Annotated in this window: 23 protein-coding genes; 18 read left to right on the forward strand and 5 right to left on the reverse strand. The window is 43.0% G+C overall.

Going from position 1 to position 18,731, the window contains the following annotated elements; genetic code table 11:
• Window positions 1–47 precede the first annotated feature (47 nt).
• The 5 genes from O3627_RS02025 (at window position 48) to O3627_RS02045 (ending at window position 5,880) form a co-directional block, all read left to right on the forward strand.
• Entirely contained in the window at window positions 48–908 is an 861-nt protein-coding gene (locus O3627_RS02025; RefSeq protein ID WP_343091798.1) for a GNAT family N-acetyltransferase, read from the forward strand.
• Window positions 909–972: 64 nt separating this feature from the next.
• Window positions 973–1,605, forward strand: a complete 633-nt coding sequence (locus O3627_RS02030) for a copper homeostasis protein CutC (protein ID WP_032915881.1) — start codon at window positions 973–975, stop codon at window positions 1,603–1,605.
• 32 nt (window positions 1,606–1,637) lie between these two features.
• Complete coding sequence (locus tag O3627_RS02035) at window positions 1,638–2,309, forward strand: MmcQ/YjbR family DNA-binding protein (protein ID WP_002906334.1); 672 nt, start codon at window positions 1,638–1,640, stop codon at window positions 2,307–2,309.
• Between the two features lie 87 nt (window positions 2,310–2,396).
• On the forward strand, window positions 2,397–4,139 hold the full coding sequence (locus tag O3627_RS02040; RefSeq protein WP_125382406.1) for an ABC transporter ATP-binding protein: 1,743 nt from the start codon (window positions 2,397–2,399) through the stop codon (window positions 4,137–4,139).
• A 1-nt stretch (window position 4,140) separates the two neighbouring features.
• Complete coding sequence (locus O3627_RS02045; protein WP_125382404.1) at window positions 4,141–5,880, forward strand: ABC transporter ATP-binding protein; 1,740 nt, start codon at window positions 4,141–4,143, stop codon at window positions 5,878–5,880.
• A gap of 49 nt (window positions 5,881–5,929) precedes the next feature.
• Here the strand turns inward: O3627_RS02045 and O3627_RS02050 are convergent, their stop codons facing one another.
• Window positions 5,930–7,249: a PLP-dependent aminotransferase family protein gene (locus O3627_RS02050; protein ID WP_002906337.1), complete on the reverse strand. Its 1,320-nt coding sequence runs from the start codon at window positions 7,247–7,249 to the stop codon at window positions 5,930–5,932.
• Window positions 7,250–7,288: 39 nt separating this feature from the next.
• On the opposite strand from O3627_RS02050, the gene O3627_RS02055 reads away from it, so the two are divergent.
• Complete coding sequence (locus O3627_RS02055) at window positions 7,289–8,155, forward strand: pyridoxamine kinase (RefSeq protein WP_002906338.1); 867 nt, start codon at window positions 7,289–7,291, stop codon at window positions 8,153–8,155.
• Entirely contained in the window at window positions 8,136–8,702 is a 567-nt protein-coding gene (locus O3627_RS02060; protein ID WP_125382403.1) for an ECF transporter S component, read from the forward strand. Before O3627_RS02055 ends, O3627_RS02060 begins: the two co-directional genes overlap by 20 nt.
• A gap of 64 nt (window positions 8,703–8,766) precedes the next feature.
• On the opposite strand, the gene O3627_RS02065 is transcribed toward O3627_RS02060, so the two are convergent.
• Together O3627_RS02065 and O3627_RS02070 are read right to left on the reverse strand one after the other, a co-directional pair.
• Complete coding sequence (locus O3627_RS02065; RefSeq protein WP_371621254.1) at window positions 8,767–9,414, reverse strand: hemolysin III family protein; 648 nt, start codon at window positions 9,412–9,414, stop codon at window positions 8,767–8,769.
• A complete protein-coding gene (locus tag O3627_RS02070; protein ID WP_125382401.1) occupies window positions 9,398–9,859 on the reverse strand; it encodes a DUF1836 domain-containing protein in 462 nt (153 codons plus the stop codon). Before O3627_RS02070 ends, O3627_RS02065 begins: the two co-directional genes overlap by 17 nt.
• Before the next feature lie 129 nt (window positions 9,860–9,988).
• Here O3627_RS02070 and O3627_RS02075 point away from each other — a divergent pair, with 129 nt between their 5' ends.
• The 4 genes from O3627_RS02075 to O3627_RS02090 all read left to right on the forward strand — a co-directional run bounded on the left by O3627_RS02075 (window position 9,989) and on the right by O3627_RS02090 (window position 12,678).
• The gene (locus O3627_RS02075) at window positions 9,989–10,573 is read left to right on the forward strand and encodes a VanZ family protein (protein WP_125382399.1); all 585 of its coding nucleotides are present in this window, start codon (window positions 9,989–9,991) and stop codon (window positions 10,571–10,573) included.
• A gap of 16 nt (window positions 10,574–10,589) precedes the next feature.
• Complete coding sequence (yaaA, locus tag O3627_RS02080) at window positions 10,590–11,318, forward strand: peroxide stress protein YaaA (protein WP_125382397.1); 729 nt, start codon at window positions 10,590–10,592, stop codon at window positions 11,316–11,318.
• 142 nt (window positions 11,319–11,460) lie between these two features.
• Window positions 11,461–12,135 (forward strand): hypothetical protein, encoded by a 675-nt coding sequence (locus O3627_RS02085; RefSeq protein ID WP_125382395.1) that lies wholly within the window; start codon window positions 11,461–11,463, stop codon window positions 12,133–12,135.
• Between the two features lie 12 nt (window positions 12,136–12,147).
• Complete coding sequence (locus tag O3627_RS02090) at window positions 12,148–12,678, forward strand: hypothetical protein (protein WP_002906344.1); 531 nt, start codon at window positions 12,148–12,150, stop codon at window positions 12,676–12,678.
• A gap of 274 nt (window positions 12,679–12,952) precedes the next feature.
• Here O3627_RS02090 and O3627_RS02095 read toward each other — a convergent pair whose 3' ends face one another.
• Together O3627_RS02095 and O3627_RS02100 are read right to left on the reverse strand one after the other, a co-directional pair.
• On the reverse strand, window positions 12,953–13,501 hold the full coding sequence (locus O3627_RS02095) for an NADPH-dependent FMN reductase (RefSeq protein ID WP_002895223.1): 549 nt from the start codon (window positions 13,499–13,501) through the stop codon (window positions 12,953–12,955).
• 85 nt (window positions 13,502–13,586) lie between these two features.
• Entirely contained in the window at window positions 13,587–14,033 is a 447-nt protein-coding gene (locus O3627_RS02100; RefSeq protein ID WP_002918846.1) for a MarR family winged helix-turn-helix transcriptional regulator, read from the reverse strand.
• 114 nt (window positions 14,034–14,147) lie between these two features.
• Here O3627_RS02100 and O3627_RS02105 point away from each other — a divergent pair, with 114 nt between their 5' ends.
• From O3627_RS02105 to O3627_RS02135, 7 genes are all read left to right on the forward strand, one after another.
• Entirely contained in the window at window positions 14,148–14,636 is a 489-nt protein-coding gene (locus O3627_RS02105) for a DUF5590 domain-containing protein (RefSeq protein ID WP_125382394.1), read from the forward strand.
• Complete coding sequence (locus O3627_RS02110; protein WP_125382393.1) at window positions 14,633–15,814, forward strand: pyridoxal phosphate-dependent aminotransferase; 1,182 nt, start codon at window positions 14,633–14,635, stop codon at window positions 15,812–15,814. Before O3627_RS02105 ends, O3627_RS02110 begins: the two co-directional genes overlap by 4 nt.
• Window positions 15,815–16,079: 265 nt before the next feature.
• Window positions 16,080–16,553, forward strand: coding sequence for a hypothetical protein (locus O3627_RS02115; RefSeq protein WP_125382391.1), 474 nt, complete (start codon window positions 16,080–16,082; stop codon window positions 16,551–16,553).
• 232 nt (window positions 16,554–16,785) lie between these two features.
• Window positions 16,786–17,205 carry a hypothetical protein gene (locus O3627_RS02120; RefSeq protein WP_002900142.1) on the forward strand — a complete coding sequence of 140 codons (420 nt, stop codon included), beginning with the start codon at window positions 16,786–16,788 and terminating at the stop codon, window positions 17,203–17,205.
• Window positions 17,206–17,219: 14 nt separating this feature from the next.
• Window positions 17,220–17,813 (forward strand): hypothetical protein, encoded by a 594-nt coding sequence (locus O3627_RS02125; RefSeq protein WP_125382390.1) that lies wholly within the window; start codon window positions 17,220–17,222, stop codon window positions 17,811–17,813.
• A 9-nt stretch (window positions 17,814–17,822) separates the two neighbouring features.
• Window positions 17,823–18,173 carry a hypothetical protein gene (locus tag O3627_RS02130; RefSeq protein ID WP_125382388.1) on the forward strand — a complete coding sequence of 117 codons (351 nt, stop codon included), beginning with the start codon at window positions 17,823–17,825 and terminating at the stop codon, window positions 18,171–18,173.
• Between the two features lie 179 nt (window positions 18,174–18,352).
• The gene (locus tag O3627_RS02135; protein ID WP_125382386.1) at window positions 18,353–18,718 is read left to right on the forward strand and encodes a VOC family protein; all 366 of its coding nucleotides are present in this window, start codon (window positions 18,353–18,355) and stop codon (window positions 18,716–18,718) included.
• The last annotated feature ends 13 nt before the right edge of the window (window positions 18,719–18,731 follow it).

Here is an 18,731-nt window from a genome sequence, read left to right on the forward strand (position 1 = left end):
GAGTTTTTATACTATTATTTGAGCAATAGCATTGTGAGGGAGAAAAGATGCCTATTCCTAATATCCAGCAAGAGGAGCTGATTGTTATTGATGACAATCTGCGTTTGCGGGCCTATGATGGCCAGTTTGAGTTGGCCTTGGACTGGTACCAAGATCCAGACATGATTTATATGATTGATGGCAAAAGAGAGCCCTATTCGCCGGAGCGAGTTCAAAGGATGTATGAGTATTTGGCTTCGCGAGGTGAAGTGTATTTTATTGAAGTATGGGAGCAGGAGTGTTGGCTGGCTATTGGGGATGTGACCTTTTGGCAAGATGATTTGCCGATTGTTATTGGAAAAGCGGACTACCGTGGGAAAGGCATTGGCAAGAAAGTTCTTTCTGCTTTGATACAGCGCGCACGCAATCTAGGCTATCAGAAACTAACAGTTCAAGAGATTTATGATTTCAATCTCCCCTCTCGCAGTTTGTTTGAGTCGCTTGGTTTCTATCAAACTCATGCTAGGGAGAGAGGCAGGTCCTATACACTTGATTTGACCCTGCCCATAGCGCAGATCCAGCCCAGTCAGTTCTACCTTTCAAGGGAAAAGCTGGACAGGATTAGCATTGATTTTGACCAACAAGAACTTGAAGCTTTACCTGTCAAGCGCATGGATGGAAAAGTTTTCTTTACTGATGGACATAGCAGAGCCTTTAAGGCATATCAGGCTGGCCTCTCCCATATTCCCATCTATTATGATAGGGACGAGCTTAATTGGGACTTTTATCAATACTGTATTCAGTCTTGTCAAGAAAGAGGCATATTCTCTATAGCTGACTTACAGAACCGCATTTTGTCCAAGGAAGACTATCAGATCCATTGGCTTGACTGGTGTAAAAGAGAAGCTAGAAAATTTGATAAGAGCTGATATCGCGAAGCTCTTGTGTTATAATAGATAGAGGGAGTCAATATATTAAGTCAGAGGTGAGATGATGCTTTATGAATTTTGTGCGGAAAATGTAACCTTGTTAGAAAAGGCTATGAAGGCGGGAGCTCAACGGATTGAGCTCTGTGATAATCTGGCTGTCGGTGGTACGACGCCCAGCTACGGCGTAATTCAAGCAGCAGTTGACTTAGCCAAGCCTTACGGTGCGACTGTGATGACAATGATTCGGCCTCGGGGCGGAGATTTTGTTTACTCGGATCTTGAAATTGAGATTATGCTGGCAGATATCCAAAAAGCCAAGGAAGCCGGCAGTCAGGGAGTCGTTTTTGGTGTCTTGACGGAGAAGAACGAAATAGATGTTTCGAAGATGCAGCGCCTGCTAGAGGCTTGCAAGGGACTGGAAGTAGTCTTCCACATGGCTTTTGATTCAATCCCAGCTGAATACCAGTTTGGCGAAATGGACTGGCTGATTGAGAACGGTGTCCAGCGAATTTTGACCCACGGAGGACCTGCTAATGAGCCGATTGAGGAGCATTTTGCTTGGCTAGATGAATTAATCGAGCATGCTGCTGATCGGATTGATATAATGCCGGGTGGTGGCATTCATCTGGGAAATCGTCAGCAAATAATAGACAGTCTGGCAGTTGACCAGCTGCATGGAACTAAAATTGTATTTTAAGGAGGAGAAGGGCTCTAGCGGCTCCTAATAAAATGTTGGAATTATTTGAAAAATACAAGGCTAATCCAGATAAGCTTCAGACTTACGGTTTTAAGGAGTCTGATGAAGCTTACCATTTTTCGCAGGAGATTATGAAGGGTGACTTTCGCTTGGAAGTAATTATTAGAGGTAGGAACCTAGACTATCAGGTTTTTGACTGTGACACTGATGACGCTTATCTGCAGGTCAAGATGGAGCAGGTGACGGGGGAGTTTGTCGGTCAGGTTCGTGAAGCTTGTCAGGCAGCTCTTCTGGCTATCCGTCAGCACTGTTTTGACGAGGTTGGCTTTCTCTATGAGCAGAGTAAGCGACTGCGAGATCATGCAGCTGAGGTGTATCAGGGGCAAATAGAGTACCTCTGGGAGAAGTCGTCCAGAAATAGCTCGACCAATGCTGGGGTTTTCCGTCACCAGGACAGTAAAAAATGGTACGGAGCTTTTTTGACCACAGACTGGTCTAAGTTTGAAGCAGAGCGAAGCGGCGCTATTGAGGTGCTGAATGTTAAGAATGATCATGTAGCAGAACTGATTCAGACAAAGGGTATTTACCCGGCCTTTCACATGAATAAGAAATACTGGCTCAGTCTGCCCTTGGATGATACCTTGAGCGATCAGGAAATCTTTGATTTGCTGGCTGTAAGTTACCAGCTGACAAGTAAAAAATAGAATCGAAGCACAGCGCTCCAATCCGCTGTGTTTCATTTTTCCTCAAAAAACAGTATAATAAAAAGACTAGTAAGAATAGGAGAAATTATGAACCTCATTAGAAAATTAGCCTGGTTTTTTAAGTTGGAAAAACAGCGCTATATCATCGGTATCTTAGCCTTGTCCTTGGTCAGTGTCTTCAATCTGATACCGCCCAGAGTCATCGGTCAGGTTATTGACCGAATTGCTAGCAAACATCTGACTTCTCAAGAGCTGCTCCTTAATTTGCTGTTGCTGATTGCTTCAGCTTTTATCATGTATGGCCTGCGATATGTCTGGCGCCTTTATATCTTAGGAACGTCCAATAGTCTGGGACGGATTTTGCGCTCTCGATTGTTCGAGCACTTTACTCACATGTCTCCCTCTTTTTATCAGAAATACCGAACAGGGGACTTGATGGCCCATGCGACCAACGATATCAATGCAGTTGTCAGTCTGGCTGGTGGCGGAGTCATGTCAGCTGTGGATGCTTCTATTACAGCCCTGGTGACCCTTCTGACTATGTTTTTCGTTTTGGACTGGCGGCTAACCTTGATTGCCATTGTGCCAATGCCCTTCTTGTCATGGGGCACGGGCTTGATTGGCCGAAAAAATCATGAAAGTTTTAAGGCTGCTCAAGAGGCATTTTCGGATTTGAACAATAAGGTTCAGGAGAGTGTTTCAGGGATTCGAGTGACCAAGTCCTTTGGCTATCAGGAGGCGGAGACTCAGTCTTTTGCCCAAACAAATCAAGAGGTCTACGAAAAAAACGTTTTGGCTGCCAAGTACGATTCTCTTTTTGACCCCTTGGTTTTGCTTTTTATCGGTCTTTCTTATGTTTTGACCTTGATTTTCGGTGGAATTTTCATCTCCCAAGGGCAATTCACCATAGGAGAGTTGGTTACCTTTATCACCTATCTGGATATGCTGGTTTGGCCGTTGCAGGCTACAGGCTATCTTTTTAACATCGGCCAGCGAGGGGCTGTTTCTTATGAGCGGATTGAGAAACTGTTGGCTCAGGAGTCAGATGTCAAGGAAGCTGAACAACCCCTTTCTCATGCGGAAAATGGTCGATTAGATTATGACATTCAGAAGTTTGCTTATGCAGAGGAGACTAGTTTATCGGATATTCATTTTTCCATTGAGCAGGGACAGACACTGGGAATTGTCGGTCAGACGGGCTCTGGGAAGACCACTCTTCTGCGCTTGTTGCTGCGGGAGCAGGATATTCAGGAGGGGGCTATCTATCTGAATGGCCATGATATCCGAGACTACCGCCTCAAAGACTTGCGTCGTCTCATCGGCTATGTACCACAGGAACAGATGCTCTTTGCTCTGTCCATTCGAGACAATATCCGCTTTGCGAATCCCCAGCTGACAGATAGTCAGGTTCTAGCTGCCGCTCAACTATGCGGTGTGTATGAGGATATTCAGGCTATGCCAGAGGGGTTGGATACGATTGTCGGTGAGCGTGGCTTGTCTCTGTCTGGTGGGCAGAAGCAGCGCTTGGCGATGAGTCGGGCTATTATAACTAATCCTGATATTCTGATTTTGGATGACTCTCTGTCAGCTGTTGATGCTAAGACGGAGCACCTGATTTTAGAAAATCTAAAGTCTGAGCGTGCTGGCAAGACAACCATCATCACAGCTCATCGGCTGTCGGCCTTGGTGCATGCAGACTTGATTTTGGTCATGGAAAATGGTCGTATCAAGGAAAGAGGCACCCACCAAGAGTTGCTGGAGCAAAAGGGCTGGTATGCCCAGACATACCATAATCAGCAGCTAGCAGAAAGCTTGAAGGAGAAAGATTAACATGAAAAAGAAAGCGACTTTTCATCGCCTCCTAGGCTATATGTGGCGCTACAGGATAGTGAGCAGCATGGCTTTGACCTTCATCCTGCTGACGACTCTGGTTACAACGGCATTGCCGCTTCTGGCTCGCTATTTTATTGATCAGTTTATTGGCCGCAATCAAGCCTGGGCTGGCCTGCCTTTGCTGGCTCTTTACTATGGCCTTTTCCTCTTGCGGGTACTTTTTACCTTCTTGGGAAAGTATTTCTTTGCGCGTGTGGCTCAAAGCGTGGTTCGGGACTTGCGACAGGAAAGCTTTGCCAATATCCAGCGTCTGCAAATGGCTTATTTTGATCGAACGCCAGCTGGTGCTATCGTTTCCCGCCTGACTAATGATACTCAGGCAGTAGCAGATATGTTCAGTGAGATTTTTTCTAATTTTTTGAGTTCCTTGCTGATTTTAGTTGTTACTTTGAGCGCTATGTTTGCCCTCAACTGGCAATTGACCCTGATGATCGCTCTCTTTTTGCCTTTGATGGCAGCCTCTATCTTGCTCTATCAGCATCTATCCAATCGTCAGCTGAAGCAGGTCCGGAATAAGCTCAGCGATTTAAATGTCAAGCTATCTGAGAGTATTGAAGGGATGCGGATTATTCAGGCTTTTGGGCAAGAGAAGCGCTTGATGCGGGAATTTGAAGAAATCAACGGTCAGCATTTAGGCTTTACCAATCGCTATCTCAATATCAACAGTCTCTTTCTGAGGCCGGCCATGTCTCTGCTGAAAATCTTGGCTTATGGAGTGATTCTGACTTACTTTGGCTTGACTTGGCAAGTGGCGGGAATTACGGCAGGTATTATGTATGCCTTTATCCAGTGTGTTAATCAGCTTTTTAATCCTTTGATTGATGTTATGCAGAATTACTCTGTTCTGCAGACATCTATGGTTGCTGCGGAGCGGGTTTTTGAAATCATGGATCGCACAGATTATGAGCCTGAGCAGGCTAACCAAGACTTGCAAATCCAAGATGGCAGCATCGAATTCAAGCATGTTTCCTTTTCTTATGATGGAAAGCGAGATGTTTTGCGGGATATCTCCTTTTCTGTCAAAAAAGGGCAGACGATTGCCTTTGTGGGTTCGACTGGCTCTGGCAAGTCTTCGATTATCAATCTCTTTCTGCGTTTTTATGAGTTTGAGCGGGGGCAGATTTTGATTGATGGCCGTGATATTAAAGACTATAGCCAGGCGGAGTTGCGGCGAAAGATTGGCCTTGTTTTGCAGGATCCCTTCCTTTATCACGGTACAGTTGCTTCCAATATCAAGCTTTACCAAGAGCAGCTGACGCGAGAAGAAATTATAGAAGCGGCTAAGTTTGTAGATGCTCATGGCTTTATCAGTCAACTACCCCAAGGCTATGATGCCCCTGTGACTGAGCGGGGAGCGACTTTTTCCAGCGGTCAACGGCAGCTTCTAGCCTTTGCTAGAACCATCGCCACCAAACCTAAAATCTTGATTTTGGATGAGGCGACAGCCAATATTGATTCGGAAACAGAGGAGCTGATTCAAGCCTCACTGAGAAAAATGCGGCGGGGTCGGACAACCATTGCCATAGCCCACCGATTGTCTACTATTCAAGATGCCGACTGCATCTATGTTTTAGATAAGGGTCGCATTATCGAATCCGGTCGTCACGAAGAATTGTTAGCCCAAGATGGCACCTATAAGAAAATGTACCAACTACAGGCTGGGATGATGGAGTCTTGAAATGCTTGATTATAAATGAAAGGTGTAGAATTCATTTGGAATTCTACACCTATTTTAAATAGTCTTTTAATTTCTCTACATTTTCTTCTAAGTTATCATAAGGCAGTTTAGCATACTGGTAAGGGCAGCTAGTAAGGTAGCTCTGTTCAAAGAAGTCAAGCGGCAGGTTGCTGTGTTTGAGAGCGCTAACGGAAGAAAGTGACCTCAGGTCTAACAGAATGCCATCCTTGGTCAGATAGCTGGATAGTGGCAGCTGAGCTTGTTCCAGTAGTATCTGGGCTTTTCTTGTTTCCTCTTCTTGAAGCTGCAGCAGCGCCAGCCTATTTTTTTCAAACATGAGACTGTCGATATAGAGTGATAGGGCCTTCTGCATGATGAGGTTGCTATCATAGTCCACTGCGCTTTTGTAAGTGATGAAGGTCTTTTGAATCTGGGGTGGAAGGAGCAGGGCGGTAATCCTCAGGGCTGGGAAAAGGCTGGTAGAAAAGGACTTGATGTAGATGACGCGCTGGCTATTGTCTAGATAATGAAAGGTTAGCTCCCGCCGGCTATCAAAGTCTGATAGGTAGTCATCTTCTACAATATAGACATCATAGAGCTGTGCCAGCCGAAGAATCTCTTCCTTTTCCTGCCGACTGTAAGAGTGACCCAAGGGATAGTGAAAACGAGGAATAGTGTAGAAAAACTTAATCTTTCCGCTTTGAAAAATCTTCTCAAGTTCTTGCAGATTGATTCCTTGCGGAGTCCTTTCAATGGTTTCATAAGGAAGCTTTTGCGCTAGCAGAAGATCATTAATCCGATGGTAGGTTGGCTGCTCCACCAAGATATGCTCTTTTTGATTGGGAAATTCAATCTGTGAAAGGATATAGAGAGCCTGCTGGGTGCCGGAAGTCAGTACCAGCTGATCCCTAGAAGCATAGACAGCAGAGTCCAGCATTAGTCTTTGCACAGAGTGACGCAGATCTGCCAGTCCTTCCTGCTGAGGGTAGTAGTTGAAGAGATAATTTTCCCGGCCTATCAGAGTTTCATTTACACAGAGTCGGAAATCTTCATAAGCATGGTGGCGGTCATCCCTCACAGGCAACTCCAAATCCTGCTTTTCTTCCTGAGCATTCTCCAGTACATAGTAGCCGCTTTTGGGAACGGCATAGATGTACTTCTGATATTTGAGCTCAATTAGAGCCTTCTGCGCGGTATCCTTACTGCAGTGGTAACGCTCTGCAAGCTTTCGGACAGAAGGAATTTTCTGACCAGTAGCCAATTTTCCCTCTTTAATATCCTTAGTAATCTTATCAACGATGCGTTGGTATTTTGCTTTAACCATAAAACTGTCCCCATACAGATTTGATTTTTTCATATTGTAACTCATTTTCAGATATTTTACAATAGAGAGCGAGTAGGAGGAGTCATGAAAACAAGAACAGTCATTCTAGCCACAGATATTTCTGGCTTAGGTAAGGTTGCCGCAACAGCTGCCCTGCCACTTTTTGCAATTTGCCAGCTAGAGGTGGCCCTCTTGCCAACCATGATTTTGTCATCTCATACAGGCGGTTTTTCAGACATCTATATGGATGATTACACGCATGGGATGCTTGCTTTTTTGAAACAATGGCAGAGCTTGGAGTTCGACTTTTCAGCTCTGATAACAGGATATTTGAAGTCTGATATTCAGGTGGAAAATTTGCTGCGCTTTAAGAAGGAAAAAAGTTTGCCCCTTATCGTGGATCCTATCATGGGGGATAAGGGAACATTTTATCAGGGATTTTCAGATGCTCATCTAGACCATATGCGTCGCCTCTGCCAACATGCCGATTTGGTTCTGCCCAATTTGACGGAAGCCTGTTTGTTGTTAGAGGAACCCTACGAAGAGAGTTTATCAGAAGATCGATGGGAGGACTACTGCAAGCGTTTGGCTGAGTTAGGACCGAGCAAGGTCTTGCTAACTGGCTTGCCCATGAAAGAAAAGCAGATTGGTGTGGCCTATTTTGATGCGACAACAGAGGAGTTTAACCTCTTTTCCGGTCCAGCTCTGCCCCAGCAATTTTTTGGAACGGGTGATATACTGACGACACTTGTAGCTGCGGCTTTTGTTCAGGGGATTGACATCAATCAAGCCCTGCCTGTGATTTTGAAGTTTATTGAAAAGAGCTTGGCACTTAGCTTTAAAGAGCAAATAGATCCAAAGAAGGGCGTTTTTTACCAGCCCTACCTAGGAGAGCTTTTTGCTGGTTTTCAAGCCTTAATGGAGGAAAAAGATGAAGAAACAAACAATTGATTTGCAAACCTTAACTATGATTAGTTTATTTGCTGCTTTGATTTTTTTGAGCATTCAGTTTTTTAAAATTCCTGTGGGAGCTCAGTTTATTCACTTTGGAAATGCACTGGTGGTAGTGGGCTGTCTGATTTTTGGCAGTAAGCTCGGTTTTTTAGCGGCTGCTATTGGATTGGGAATATTTGACTTGCTAAATGGTTATGCAGCGGAAATCCCAATTATCTTGTTAGAAGCACTTGCGGTGGCCGTGGTGATTCATTTTCTGTATGAAGAACTTTTTCAGAGAAAGGATAAACTAAGAAATATTCTTGTGACAGCAGTAGCAGCAGCTTTGGTGAAAATTGTGCTCAATATTTTCAAATACACTCTGACAGGAACACTGTTTGGCGGGAGTAGTTTACCAGCAGCCTTTTTACTGGCAGTAGCTGAGATTACTGGTACATTTGGCTCTAGTCTAGCCACAGTCATCGCCGTCCCAATCTTATATCCAATCTTTAAGCAAATCAGAAAAGCGCACAAGCAAAGAAGTCCTCTGGAAAAGCAGGGATGAATCAATAATCAGCATAAACAAAGAAACCGTCTGAGAATTATCAGACGGTTTTTGTGTTTTTCTCTTACATAAAGTATACGATAGCCAGATACTGCAAGGCAGAAGCAGCTAGGATGAAAAGGTGCCAAATCATATGGAAGTAGGGCTTCTTTTGAGCATAGAAGCCAGCTCCTACAGTATAGCAGAGGCCACCAGCCAGCATGAGTCCCCAGAAGACTGGTCCGGTTTGACCGACAATCTGCGGAATGATAAAGACCACCAGCCAGCCCATAATCAGATAGAGAGCCAAGCTGAATTTTTCATTGACCTTCTTAGCGAAAATCTTATAGAGAATGCCAAAGATGGTGGTGCCCCACTGGATAGCAATGATGAGATAGCCAAACCAGTTATTCATCAGCGACAGCACGACTGGCGTGTAGCTGCCAGCGATGGCGATATAAATCATGGAGTGGTCGATAATGCGCAAGATATACTTGTGGGTCGAGCCATAGGACATGGAGTGATAGACTGTCGAGGAGAGGAACATGAGAAAGAGGCTGATGACAAAGATAGAAGTTCCGACAGCAGCCACCAATCCGTGCCCTTCATAGCTATAAATGGCCGAAATAGGCAGCAGAATCAGCATCAGAACAGCCCCTACCGCATGTGTAACAGCGTTGGCAATTTCCTCTCCAAAGGATAGTTTTTTACTGAGTTTAAGCGCGTAGTTCAAGGTTTTCTTCCTCCTCATTTGGTACTTGGATTAGGGATAAGGTCTTTTGATAGAGTTTGACCGTCTGGCAGGCAGTGGAAATGATGGGTGCCACCTCTAGTTTATTGTCATTCATGTAGTCAACGAAGTCATCATAGAGCTCTCGCGAATCTGCTGATTTATGTAGCATATTTAAAGTAGCAGAGATTTCCTGGATAGAAAAGACCGTTTTTAAGGTCGTAATGGCAATCAAGCGAGCTACTTGGCGGCGTTGGTATTTTTTCTTGACCGGCTTAGCAATATAGCCATGCTTGACATAGTTGTTAATCATAGAAGCGGTCAATCCCTTGTCAGCAGCTGAAAAGGAAGAGCCACAGACATTGTTTACATAGAGCAGAACCTGGTCCAAATATAGCTCCAGTTCTGGTAATTCGTCCCACTTGGGAAAAACTTGATGAGTGTTCAAATCTTTATCACTTTCTTATCTAGTCTTTATAACTAGATGATAACATCTCTGTAAATCAAAGTCAAGCAAAAAATAGAATGTCCCTTTGAAATTTGATATAATTTTAAAAAGAAGAAAGGGAGGTTTTAGATGAAAAAACAAACAATCTTTGATGTGGCAGCCTTCCTAGGCAGTCTGATTTTTTGGTCTTGGCTCTATATGCGCTTTTTTTATGCCTACGTAGCCGTCGTCTTTTACAAGAATCAGCCAGAGTGGAACCTGCTGATACCAGCTTCTATCATCCTGACTCTGACAGCTATTAGCTCGCTTTTTATTCGCGGCCTCTATAGTCGGCACATTCCTCGTTGGCTGGTGCTAGCCAGTTACACCCTCTATTTTCTCATTCTATTCTATGCCCTCTTTTTGAAAAATATCGGCAGGCAGGGCTTCAGTCTGGACCTGCAGTCTTTTACCTATAATTGGATTTATGGAGATAAGCTGGTACCCACCATGAATATCATTATGTTCATTCCGCTGGGCTTTCTCTGCAAGCTGTCATGGAAACATTTAGCTTATTTTACCTTGGCTATCAGTCTGGTTGAGGGGAGCCAGTATCTCTTTCATCTTGGCATTTTTGACTTGGGTGATATCCTGACTAATCTGCTAGGCTTCATTATCGGCACCTATCTACTAGAGACAGCCTTGGGTAAATGGGTTGTCCGTCATATTCACTAAATGAAAGAAGGAAACTATGAAAATTCTTATCCCAACTGCCAAAGAGTTGAATCTAACTGCGCCATCAGCAACTCCTAATCCACTTTCAGCACAAACTCAGGCTGTGTTGGATGAGTTGGCAACCATGTCAGTAACTGACTTGGCATCATTTTATAAAATCTCCCCAGAAAGAGCGGAGGTAGAGTGGCAAGCCATTCAGGCTTTGCGAGAAGGAACTGCGCAACATGCTCCAGCCCTTTATCTTTTTGATGGACTCATGTACCGTCATATCAAGAGACAGGACTATACCAAGGAGGAAAGTCAGTATATCGAGAAGCACCTTGCCATCACATCAGCGCTTTATGGTGTTATCCCAGCCCTGGAGCCCATAGCGCCTCATCGCTTGGACTTTATGATGCCACTCAAGTTAGATGGGAAGAGTCTCAAGGCATTTTGGAAAGAAGCTTATGACCAAGCTCTGGTAGATGATGAGGTGATTTTCTCCCTCCTGTCCAGCGAGTTTGAAACAGTCTTTTCCACGGAAACCCGCCAGCGCATGATAGGCTTCAAGTTTCTGGAAGACCGAGGCGGCAAGCTGAAAGTTCATTCGACCATTTCTAAAAAAGCACGTGGCGACTTTTTAACAGCTCTAATAACTAACCAAGTGACAGAAATCGAACAGATGAAGAAATTAAGCTTTGCAGGCTTTACCTACCGACCTGATCTATCCAGTGACCAAGAGTTGGTTTATGTCAAGGAAGTGTGAAAAGAAAAATCAAGTCTGATACTATTTCCGCTCAGAATGCTATCAGTGAATTGGTTGGAGTAGATACAAGCGACAGGCAAAATCAGCAGGTAGAGTTTAGCTAAACTACAGTGATTGCTGGGATGGAAGCTGGGCGTCAGGCATGCAATCAAAGAATAAATTGTTAAAAATGAAGAACTATTTTAAAAACAAACCAACTCAAGCTTTCTTAATGCTTATTGTGCTTGTTTGGTCAGTATATGAGATTGGTGCGACTAGTTTAGCTAGCAACTCGGCCTTGACCAAGGAATTCATGCATAGTCGGTATGTTATGGTTTGGCCAATAGTGGATAGAAAGGCGAATCTATACCACTATGCGGAAGAATGGACTAGTGACGTATTAAATGGAATTATGCATCTAGATTATGAAAAGATTAGAATAAGTAGTTTTCCTAAAAAATGGGAGAGTGAAGCTGAAATATACTATACTTTGTCTGAAGATAAGTATGCTGACAGAGTATATTTTTTCTTAGATGAACCAATATCCAAAGCCTATACCACTAGTTTAGACCAAAATTATTATTTGATTTCAAAGAATGCAGCTGCTATTAAAGAGGAAACTGGCAAAACGGTTGATCAGTTAGGTCAGGAAGTGGGACATGCAAGGGAGGAGTTTTTGTCTGCTCTTAGTAAGATGAGAATCTTTCGTTTGGTCTATTTGATTCTTCGTATGATAGTATTGTTGCTATGTATCAGGTGGTCGGGTCAGCGTAGAAAAAGGAAAGAGAACGAAATATTGCAGAATGGATGGAATCTTGAAACGATACGGAATCTATAAGGAAAATAAAGAATGATAACTTCAGTAATTTTTATTGCCTCTCTATTATTCCTTTTGCGCCGCTTTAAAAGCTGGCGTTCAAGAATTATTATTGGCCTGCTGTATAGTCTGTTTGTTGTCTGGTACGTTCAGGCAATTTTAAACTACGGCAAATACACTTTGCAACCAGGTCAAAGTGTTGAATTAAGGGTGTCTCCAAATACGGATCAGCTTGAATATAATTCGGAATTGATTTTAGATAAAAAAGATGATGCTAAATTAAAATTATCGGGCCGAAAAGGCTGGGGGATGAAAGGAAGTAATACGGTTTATAATGTTGAGAAGCAGTCAATAACTGAGATTATTATTTCTAAAGATGGAACAGAGCGTAAAGACTTACCGAATGATAAGAGTAAAAGTATCTATTTAGAGAGTGATGGAATAGTGGTTCAAGGGGAAATAAAGGAAGTATTTGGGGTGACAGAAGAAATCCCCTACACGATTACCATTACCAATGTGGACGACAAACCAGCACGCTTTGAGGCTCAAGTGGTGGATAAGTAATAATCTTGGTTAGGAGAAAAAATGCTGAGACCTAAAAACATACTAACAAACAGGATGATAAAATAGCAGTCTTAGAACATTAAATCCGAAGAAGACCGCTTGTTGAAAATTGTTCAAAGTGAGATTGATGGCTTTATGAAAAAAATGTATCAGACTTTGTATGATTAAGGCTGTCTACTTGCTCTTATCAATAATACATTCTAAAACCCCTCGCAATTATTTGCGGGGGGTTAGTGTCTTATAAGTTTTCTTTTCTTTTTATAATCTTCTCTTTTTAGTTAAGGGCTGCTAAAAGAGCATCAGCCTGTGCTGAGAGTTCAGCAAGTTTGTCTTCTGCGACAGTCAGTTGACCAGTTCCCCATGCTTCTGGGTTGATACCAACACCTGTGAATGGTTCTACCACATTCATACGGATGAAAGGTAACAGGCTGCGGTAGTGCTTGAATACTTCATCTGGTGATGTGCCGTTTGCGACAGATGAAACAGTAACAACCTTAGCATTCAGAGCAGATGGGCCAGTTGGGTCTGACAGATCCAGAGCGCGTGAAGCCCAGTCCAAAAGGTTTTTCACTACTCCTGGGATAGCCCAGTTGTAGACAGGTGAGAAAATCCAGATGGCATCAGCGGCCAAAATTTCTTCACGAACCTTAGCAACAGCAGCTGGAGCAGGACTTTCGATGTCTTGGTTGAAGAATGGTACATCTTTGTAATCAAGATATGAAACTTCTGCCTTGCCAGCCAAAGCTTTTTCAGCTTGCTCAGCCAATTGGTGGTTGAAAGAACCTTGACGAAGTGAGCCGACGATGAATAATACTTTAGACATTGCATTGTCTCCTTTTTTATAAAATAAAGAGAAATTTCTCTTGTTACAATATATGTTACAACATTAATCACTAGTTAGCAATTATTTAGCTCATTTTTTTGAAATTTTTTAAAATTCGAATCAAGTCTTGCTTATCGTCTTCTTCGAGAATGGAAAGAGCTTGCTGAATATTTTTAATATGATCAGGCAGGGCGGCTTCAATTTTAGCTCTGCCTTGTTCTGTCAAACCAATCAAAAAAGCCCGGCGGTCATTTGGGTCGCAGGTGCGGACAATCCAGCCGTCGCGTTCCATATTTTTGATGACAACAGTCATGTTGCCAGAAGTTGCCAATATGCGGTCAATCAGGTCCTGAATACGCAGTTCCCCTTTGCTGTACAAGGTTTCTAAGACGGAAAACTGAGTAGGAGTCAAATCATGCTTTTTAAAAATCTGGGCTTCAATGGCACGTATGGTTCTTGCTGCCTTGTGAAAGACAATCATGGTTTTCAAATCAAGCAGAGCTTCTTTGTTTAAATCGTCTGTAATCTTCATAACAATATTTTACCAATAAATAGTATCATATGCAAGGATATTGCTTTAGAATTTTGAGAATATTCTCATCAAAAAAAGATAGAAAAATAGGAGTATTTGTAGTATAATGACGGAGTGAAATATAAAAATAGAAATAAAGCCAGTTTTCCAATTTGGCAGTACCTTATCGGTATTTTTATCGTTCTCAGTGTTCTTGTCTTTTCATTTTTTGCAGTTTTGCAAGTATCTATGCAGCCGAGACAGTCGGCTAAGGAAGCAAGCAGCCGCTTGGCCAAGGAATACGCAGATCTTGAAGAAGTGGACTCATTTGCCTTCTACAATGGGCAGGAATCTTACTACAGTCTGCTTGGCAAGACAAGTAAGGGTGTCGAAAAAGCTGTATTGATTGCAAAAGATTCCAATGAGATTCGGGTCTATCGACTGGACCAAGGCGTCAGTCAGGCTGAGGCGAAGAGCATTGCCAAGGAAAATGGAGCAGGAACTATTGACAAGGTGATCATGGGCTATTTTCAGGATCAGCCCATCTGGGAAGTCAAGTCGGGAGGCACCTACTACCTGATTGGTTTTGAAAGCGGACAGTTGGTCAGCAAGGAGGGACTATGAAATTATCAAATCGTGTCTTAAAGATGGAAGAAAGTGTGACTTTAGCAACAGCAGCGCGTGCTAAGGCTTTGAAAGCACAGGGGCGGGATATTCTGTCTCTGACTCTGGGAGAGCCTGATTTTCCGACGCCTAAGAATATCCGAGATGCGGCTGTGGCTGCCATTGAGGATGGGCGTGCTAGCTTTTATACAGTGACTAGCGGTTTGCCAGAGCTAAAAGAAGCAGTGGTAGAGTATTTTGCCAACTATTACGGCTACACAATCCAGCCGAATCAAGTGACGGTCGCAACCGGAGCTAAGTTCTCCCTCTATACCTTCTTTATGAGTGTGCTCGACCCAGGGGATGAAGCTATCATTCCGACGCCTTATTGGGTCAGCTACGGCGACCAGATTAAGATGGCTGAGGGGATTCCTGTTTTTGTCCAAGCCACTGAGGAAAATAATTTCAAGGTAACGGTGGAACAGTTAGAAACTGCTCGTACTGATAAGACCAAGGTCTTGGTTTTGAACTCGCCATCCAATCCGACGGGTATGATTTATACAGCGGATGAGTTAAGGGCGATTGGGAACTGGGCTGTGGAGCATGATATTCTGATTTTGGCAGATGATATTTATGGACGTCTGGTTTATAACGGCAATAAATTTACGCCAATTTCTAGTCTATCAGAGGAGATTCGCAAGCAGACAGTGGTCATCAATGGTGTCTCTAAGAGCTACTCCATGACAGGCTGGCGGATTGGCTATGCAGTTGGTGAGCCAGAGATTATAGCAGCTATGAGTAAGATTGCAGGTCAGACGACTTCTAACCCAACAGCAGCGGCTCAATATGCAGCTATCGAAGCTCTGACTGGCAGTCAGGAAACGGTCGAGACTATGCGTAAAGCCTTTGAAGAGCGTCTGAATACCATCTATCCTCTCTTGGCTAAGGTGCCAGGATTTGAAATGGTCAAGCCACAAGGGGCCTTCTATCTCTTTCCAAATGTCAAGAAAGCCATGGAAATGAAATGTTATACAGATGTGACCGAGTTTACGACAGCAATTTTAGAAGAAGTTGGCGTGGCTTTGGTGACCGGAGCAGGCTTTGGTGCTCCAGAAAATGTCCGTCTTAGCTATGCGACAGATCTGGAAACACTCAAAGAAGCCGTTCAGCGACTGCAGCAATTTATGGAGAGTAAATAGAGCTCACAATCCGGCATTGCTTGCTAAAGATAACCTACAAAAATTTATAAACAATAGATAAGGACGGACTCAGAGTTCGTCCTTTTCAGTTCCCCTAAACTGCACTGGCAAATAGTTTGACAAAATGGTAAAATAATATAGAATTCATAAAATCGCTTTCATATTTTTTGGTCGAATTGAGAGGATTTTGGGCTACAAAATAAAAGCTGGGAGCAGTTATAATATAGCTGCTAGGTCTTGCAAACAGGATTGGAAGGAGAATAATATGAAAGGTCGTTTGATTTTCTTATTCTTACTAGGAGTTCTAGTCTTGCTAGGAGCTTATGTTTTCTTTAATTCAGAGGTGGGTTGGACCACTATTTCCGAATCCAATGGCTATAGTCTGCAAGCCAAAGGTCATCGCTATCGTATCCAATATTATGAGAATGACTCGGCCCGAATAGACTGGTATTTGAGCAATTATCAGCCAGAACTGAGATTAAATATGAGAATCTTAGAACGCCCAACTTCTCCCGGTTCTTACACTAAGGAGGAGATATCCGGACAGGGCTCTGCACGCTTTTTGATGGTTTGTAGAACTTGGGGTTCTGCTGAGAAAAGCCAAAAGTTTTTAATTAAACGCGCCTATTATAAGGTTCATATTAGACTTAATAAAAAGATGGAGGTAGATACTGAGAAGAGCAGTATGACCTACTGGAAGACGGAAGAAGAGGTAAAGGATAATCCGCCAATTGATTAAATAGCAGCTATAAATGCTAGATTAAGTTAGTTGAAGTAACTTTCTGATAGAAATCACCACACGACTTAAAAATTTGAGGAGTATTTAGTTGAAGACGATGGTGTTTCGGTGTATAATAAAAGAAGTCCATTTGGTCTAGCCCTGCATTCTATTGACTTGCAGTGTGTTCCTCATGGTCTTTTTACTTAAGTAATAATAGGGATGAAGATTATTTTGTACAAAAGGAGATAAAATGGGTTTTATCAGAAAGGAAATAGGGGAAAGAGAGAAGAAACTTCTCGAGGATTTTTCTATTGAAGAAAAAGAACTGGCTTTGCCATTTTTACTAGAGGATGAGAAGAGAGGAATTTTTCTCTGCGTTAAGCAATTTCGTATCGGTGAAGGGAAATATCAAGTCTTAGCCATGATACTCGGTGGCCACTTGCTTGAATTTCGCCTAGAAGAAGAGCGGGCCGATAGATATCCAGTTCGCAATGAGGAAGATCAAAGTGTAAAAGGTCTATCAACAGAGACAATCTCCCAGCTTGTGATTCCCAAGGTTTTAAAAGGACGAGAGGACAAGATCGTAACAGTAATTCAACATGCCCTGTCGCAGATTAACCCTTATTATGATACAAAGATAAGGGAAGTAAACCACGTGGAGTACAGATAAAGAGGAGATAGGATATGGGATTATTAGAAAAGTGTCTGGATTTTTTACCGACTAGGCGGGCTGTCAGTGATATAGAAGAAGAGATGACTTGGGAGGAGGAATTTACCCCTAAAAGAGTTCCTCATAAAGCAGTCAGTAGTGGCCCTCAGAAGGAGACGGAGGGAACAGCGTCTCTTCCCCAAGAAGGAAGCTGGAAGTTCGTGCATGAGATGATTTCTGAAGAAGGGATTGAGCTTTTAAAGAAGGCTGGGATTGATGATGAGCTAGTCTTTGAGACGGGTGATTGGGTCGCAGATTATGATTTGGGGATTTATCTGGTCCTTTATCGCTTTGGTGGCAGAACTAATTGGAAGAAGACTTATAAGCTAATCTTGCAAGGACAGGTGATTGAATTTAAGACTAAGACCATTTTTCATCAGCAGGATTTTTCTTATGAAGATGGGGAATTCACTAAGGGAGTGATTGTCAAAAATGTCTCTAATATGCTCCTGCCTTTGGCTTTCGAAGGTCAACAGCAGCGGGTGCTCCATATCATTCAAGCAGCTCTGTCAGCAGCTAGCCCAAGCTATGATACGGTCATTTACAGGGCGAACTTTGATTTGGTTTAGGAGGGGAAGATGATATATATTACAAGAGAAGATCTTTTGACTTGGCTGGACAAACATGAGCCGGTGGCTAATCGTCAGAAGGACATTGCGGCTTTTCATAAAGAACTGTCGTTTCGTTTGCAAAGAATGGACTTTCGACCGTCTACCAGTTCAAAAGATCCGCGGAGAGATGTTTGTGAAGATCCTGACCAAGAGCTGACTGTAGCCTTTACTCAGGATGGGGAGGGGAATTATGCGACAATTGACCAGAGTCCAGGAGGTCAGATTCTCAGCGATCAGCGTTTTAAGATGGCTTTGAAAAAGGTCCTCAACTATGATGATGACATGGTTGATCGACTGCTATATGGAACGAAAAATTAGTCCTCTTATTCAGAGAGAGTTATCCACCAGCCTTTAGGAGGCTGGTTTTTTAATTTTTCTGAGATTTAGACTCTTCAAGGATAGCTATTGCAATCGCTTTATGGTAAAATATAGAACAGATGTCCAAAAGATTTGTCTTGAAATAAAGTGACATTTAGCAACCAATCTAGGAGGCAGATATGATTGATCATTTTGAGATAAAGGTCAGGAATCTACAAATTTCAAAAGACTTTTATACAAGTTTTCTTTCTCCTCTAGGCTACAAATTGGCTTTTAGAAGTAGTTCTCTACTCAGTTTTGTTGCTCCCAACAGTCCACATCCTGGTGGAGATTTTTGGTTGGGGGAGGGAGAGCAGTCTCCGATTCACTTTGCTTTTTTGGCAGAAAACCATGAGCAGGTTCAAGCTTGTTATGAGGCTGGTTTAAAGGCAGGGGGAAAAGACAACGGTGCGCCAAATTATCGGGGGAACCTTTCATCATATTATGCAGCCTTTGTCTTGGATCCGGATGGTAATAATGTCGAGGCAGTCTGTCATAAAGATTAAAAAAATAGAAAAG

Origin of the sequence: Streptococcus sp. 27098_8_82, from assembly GCF_041431615.1 — a bacterium.
GTDB classification, from domain to species: Bacteria; Bacillota; Bacilli; order Lactobacillales; family Streptococcaceae; genus Streptococcus; species Streptococcus sanguinis_K.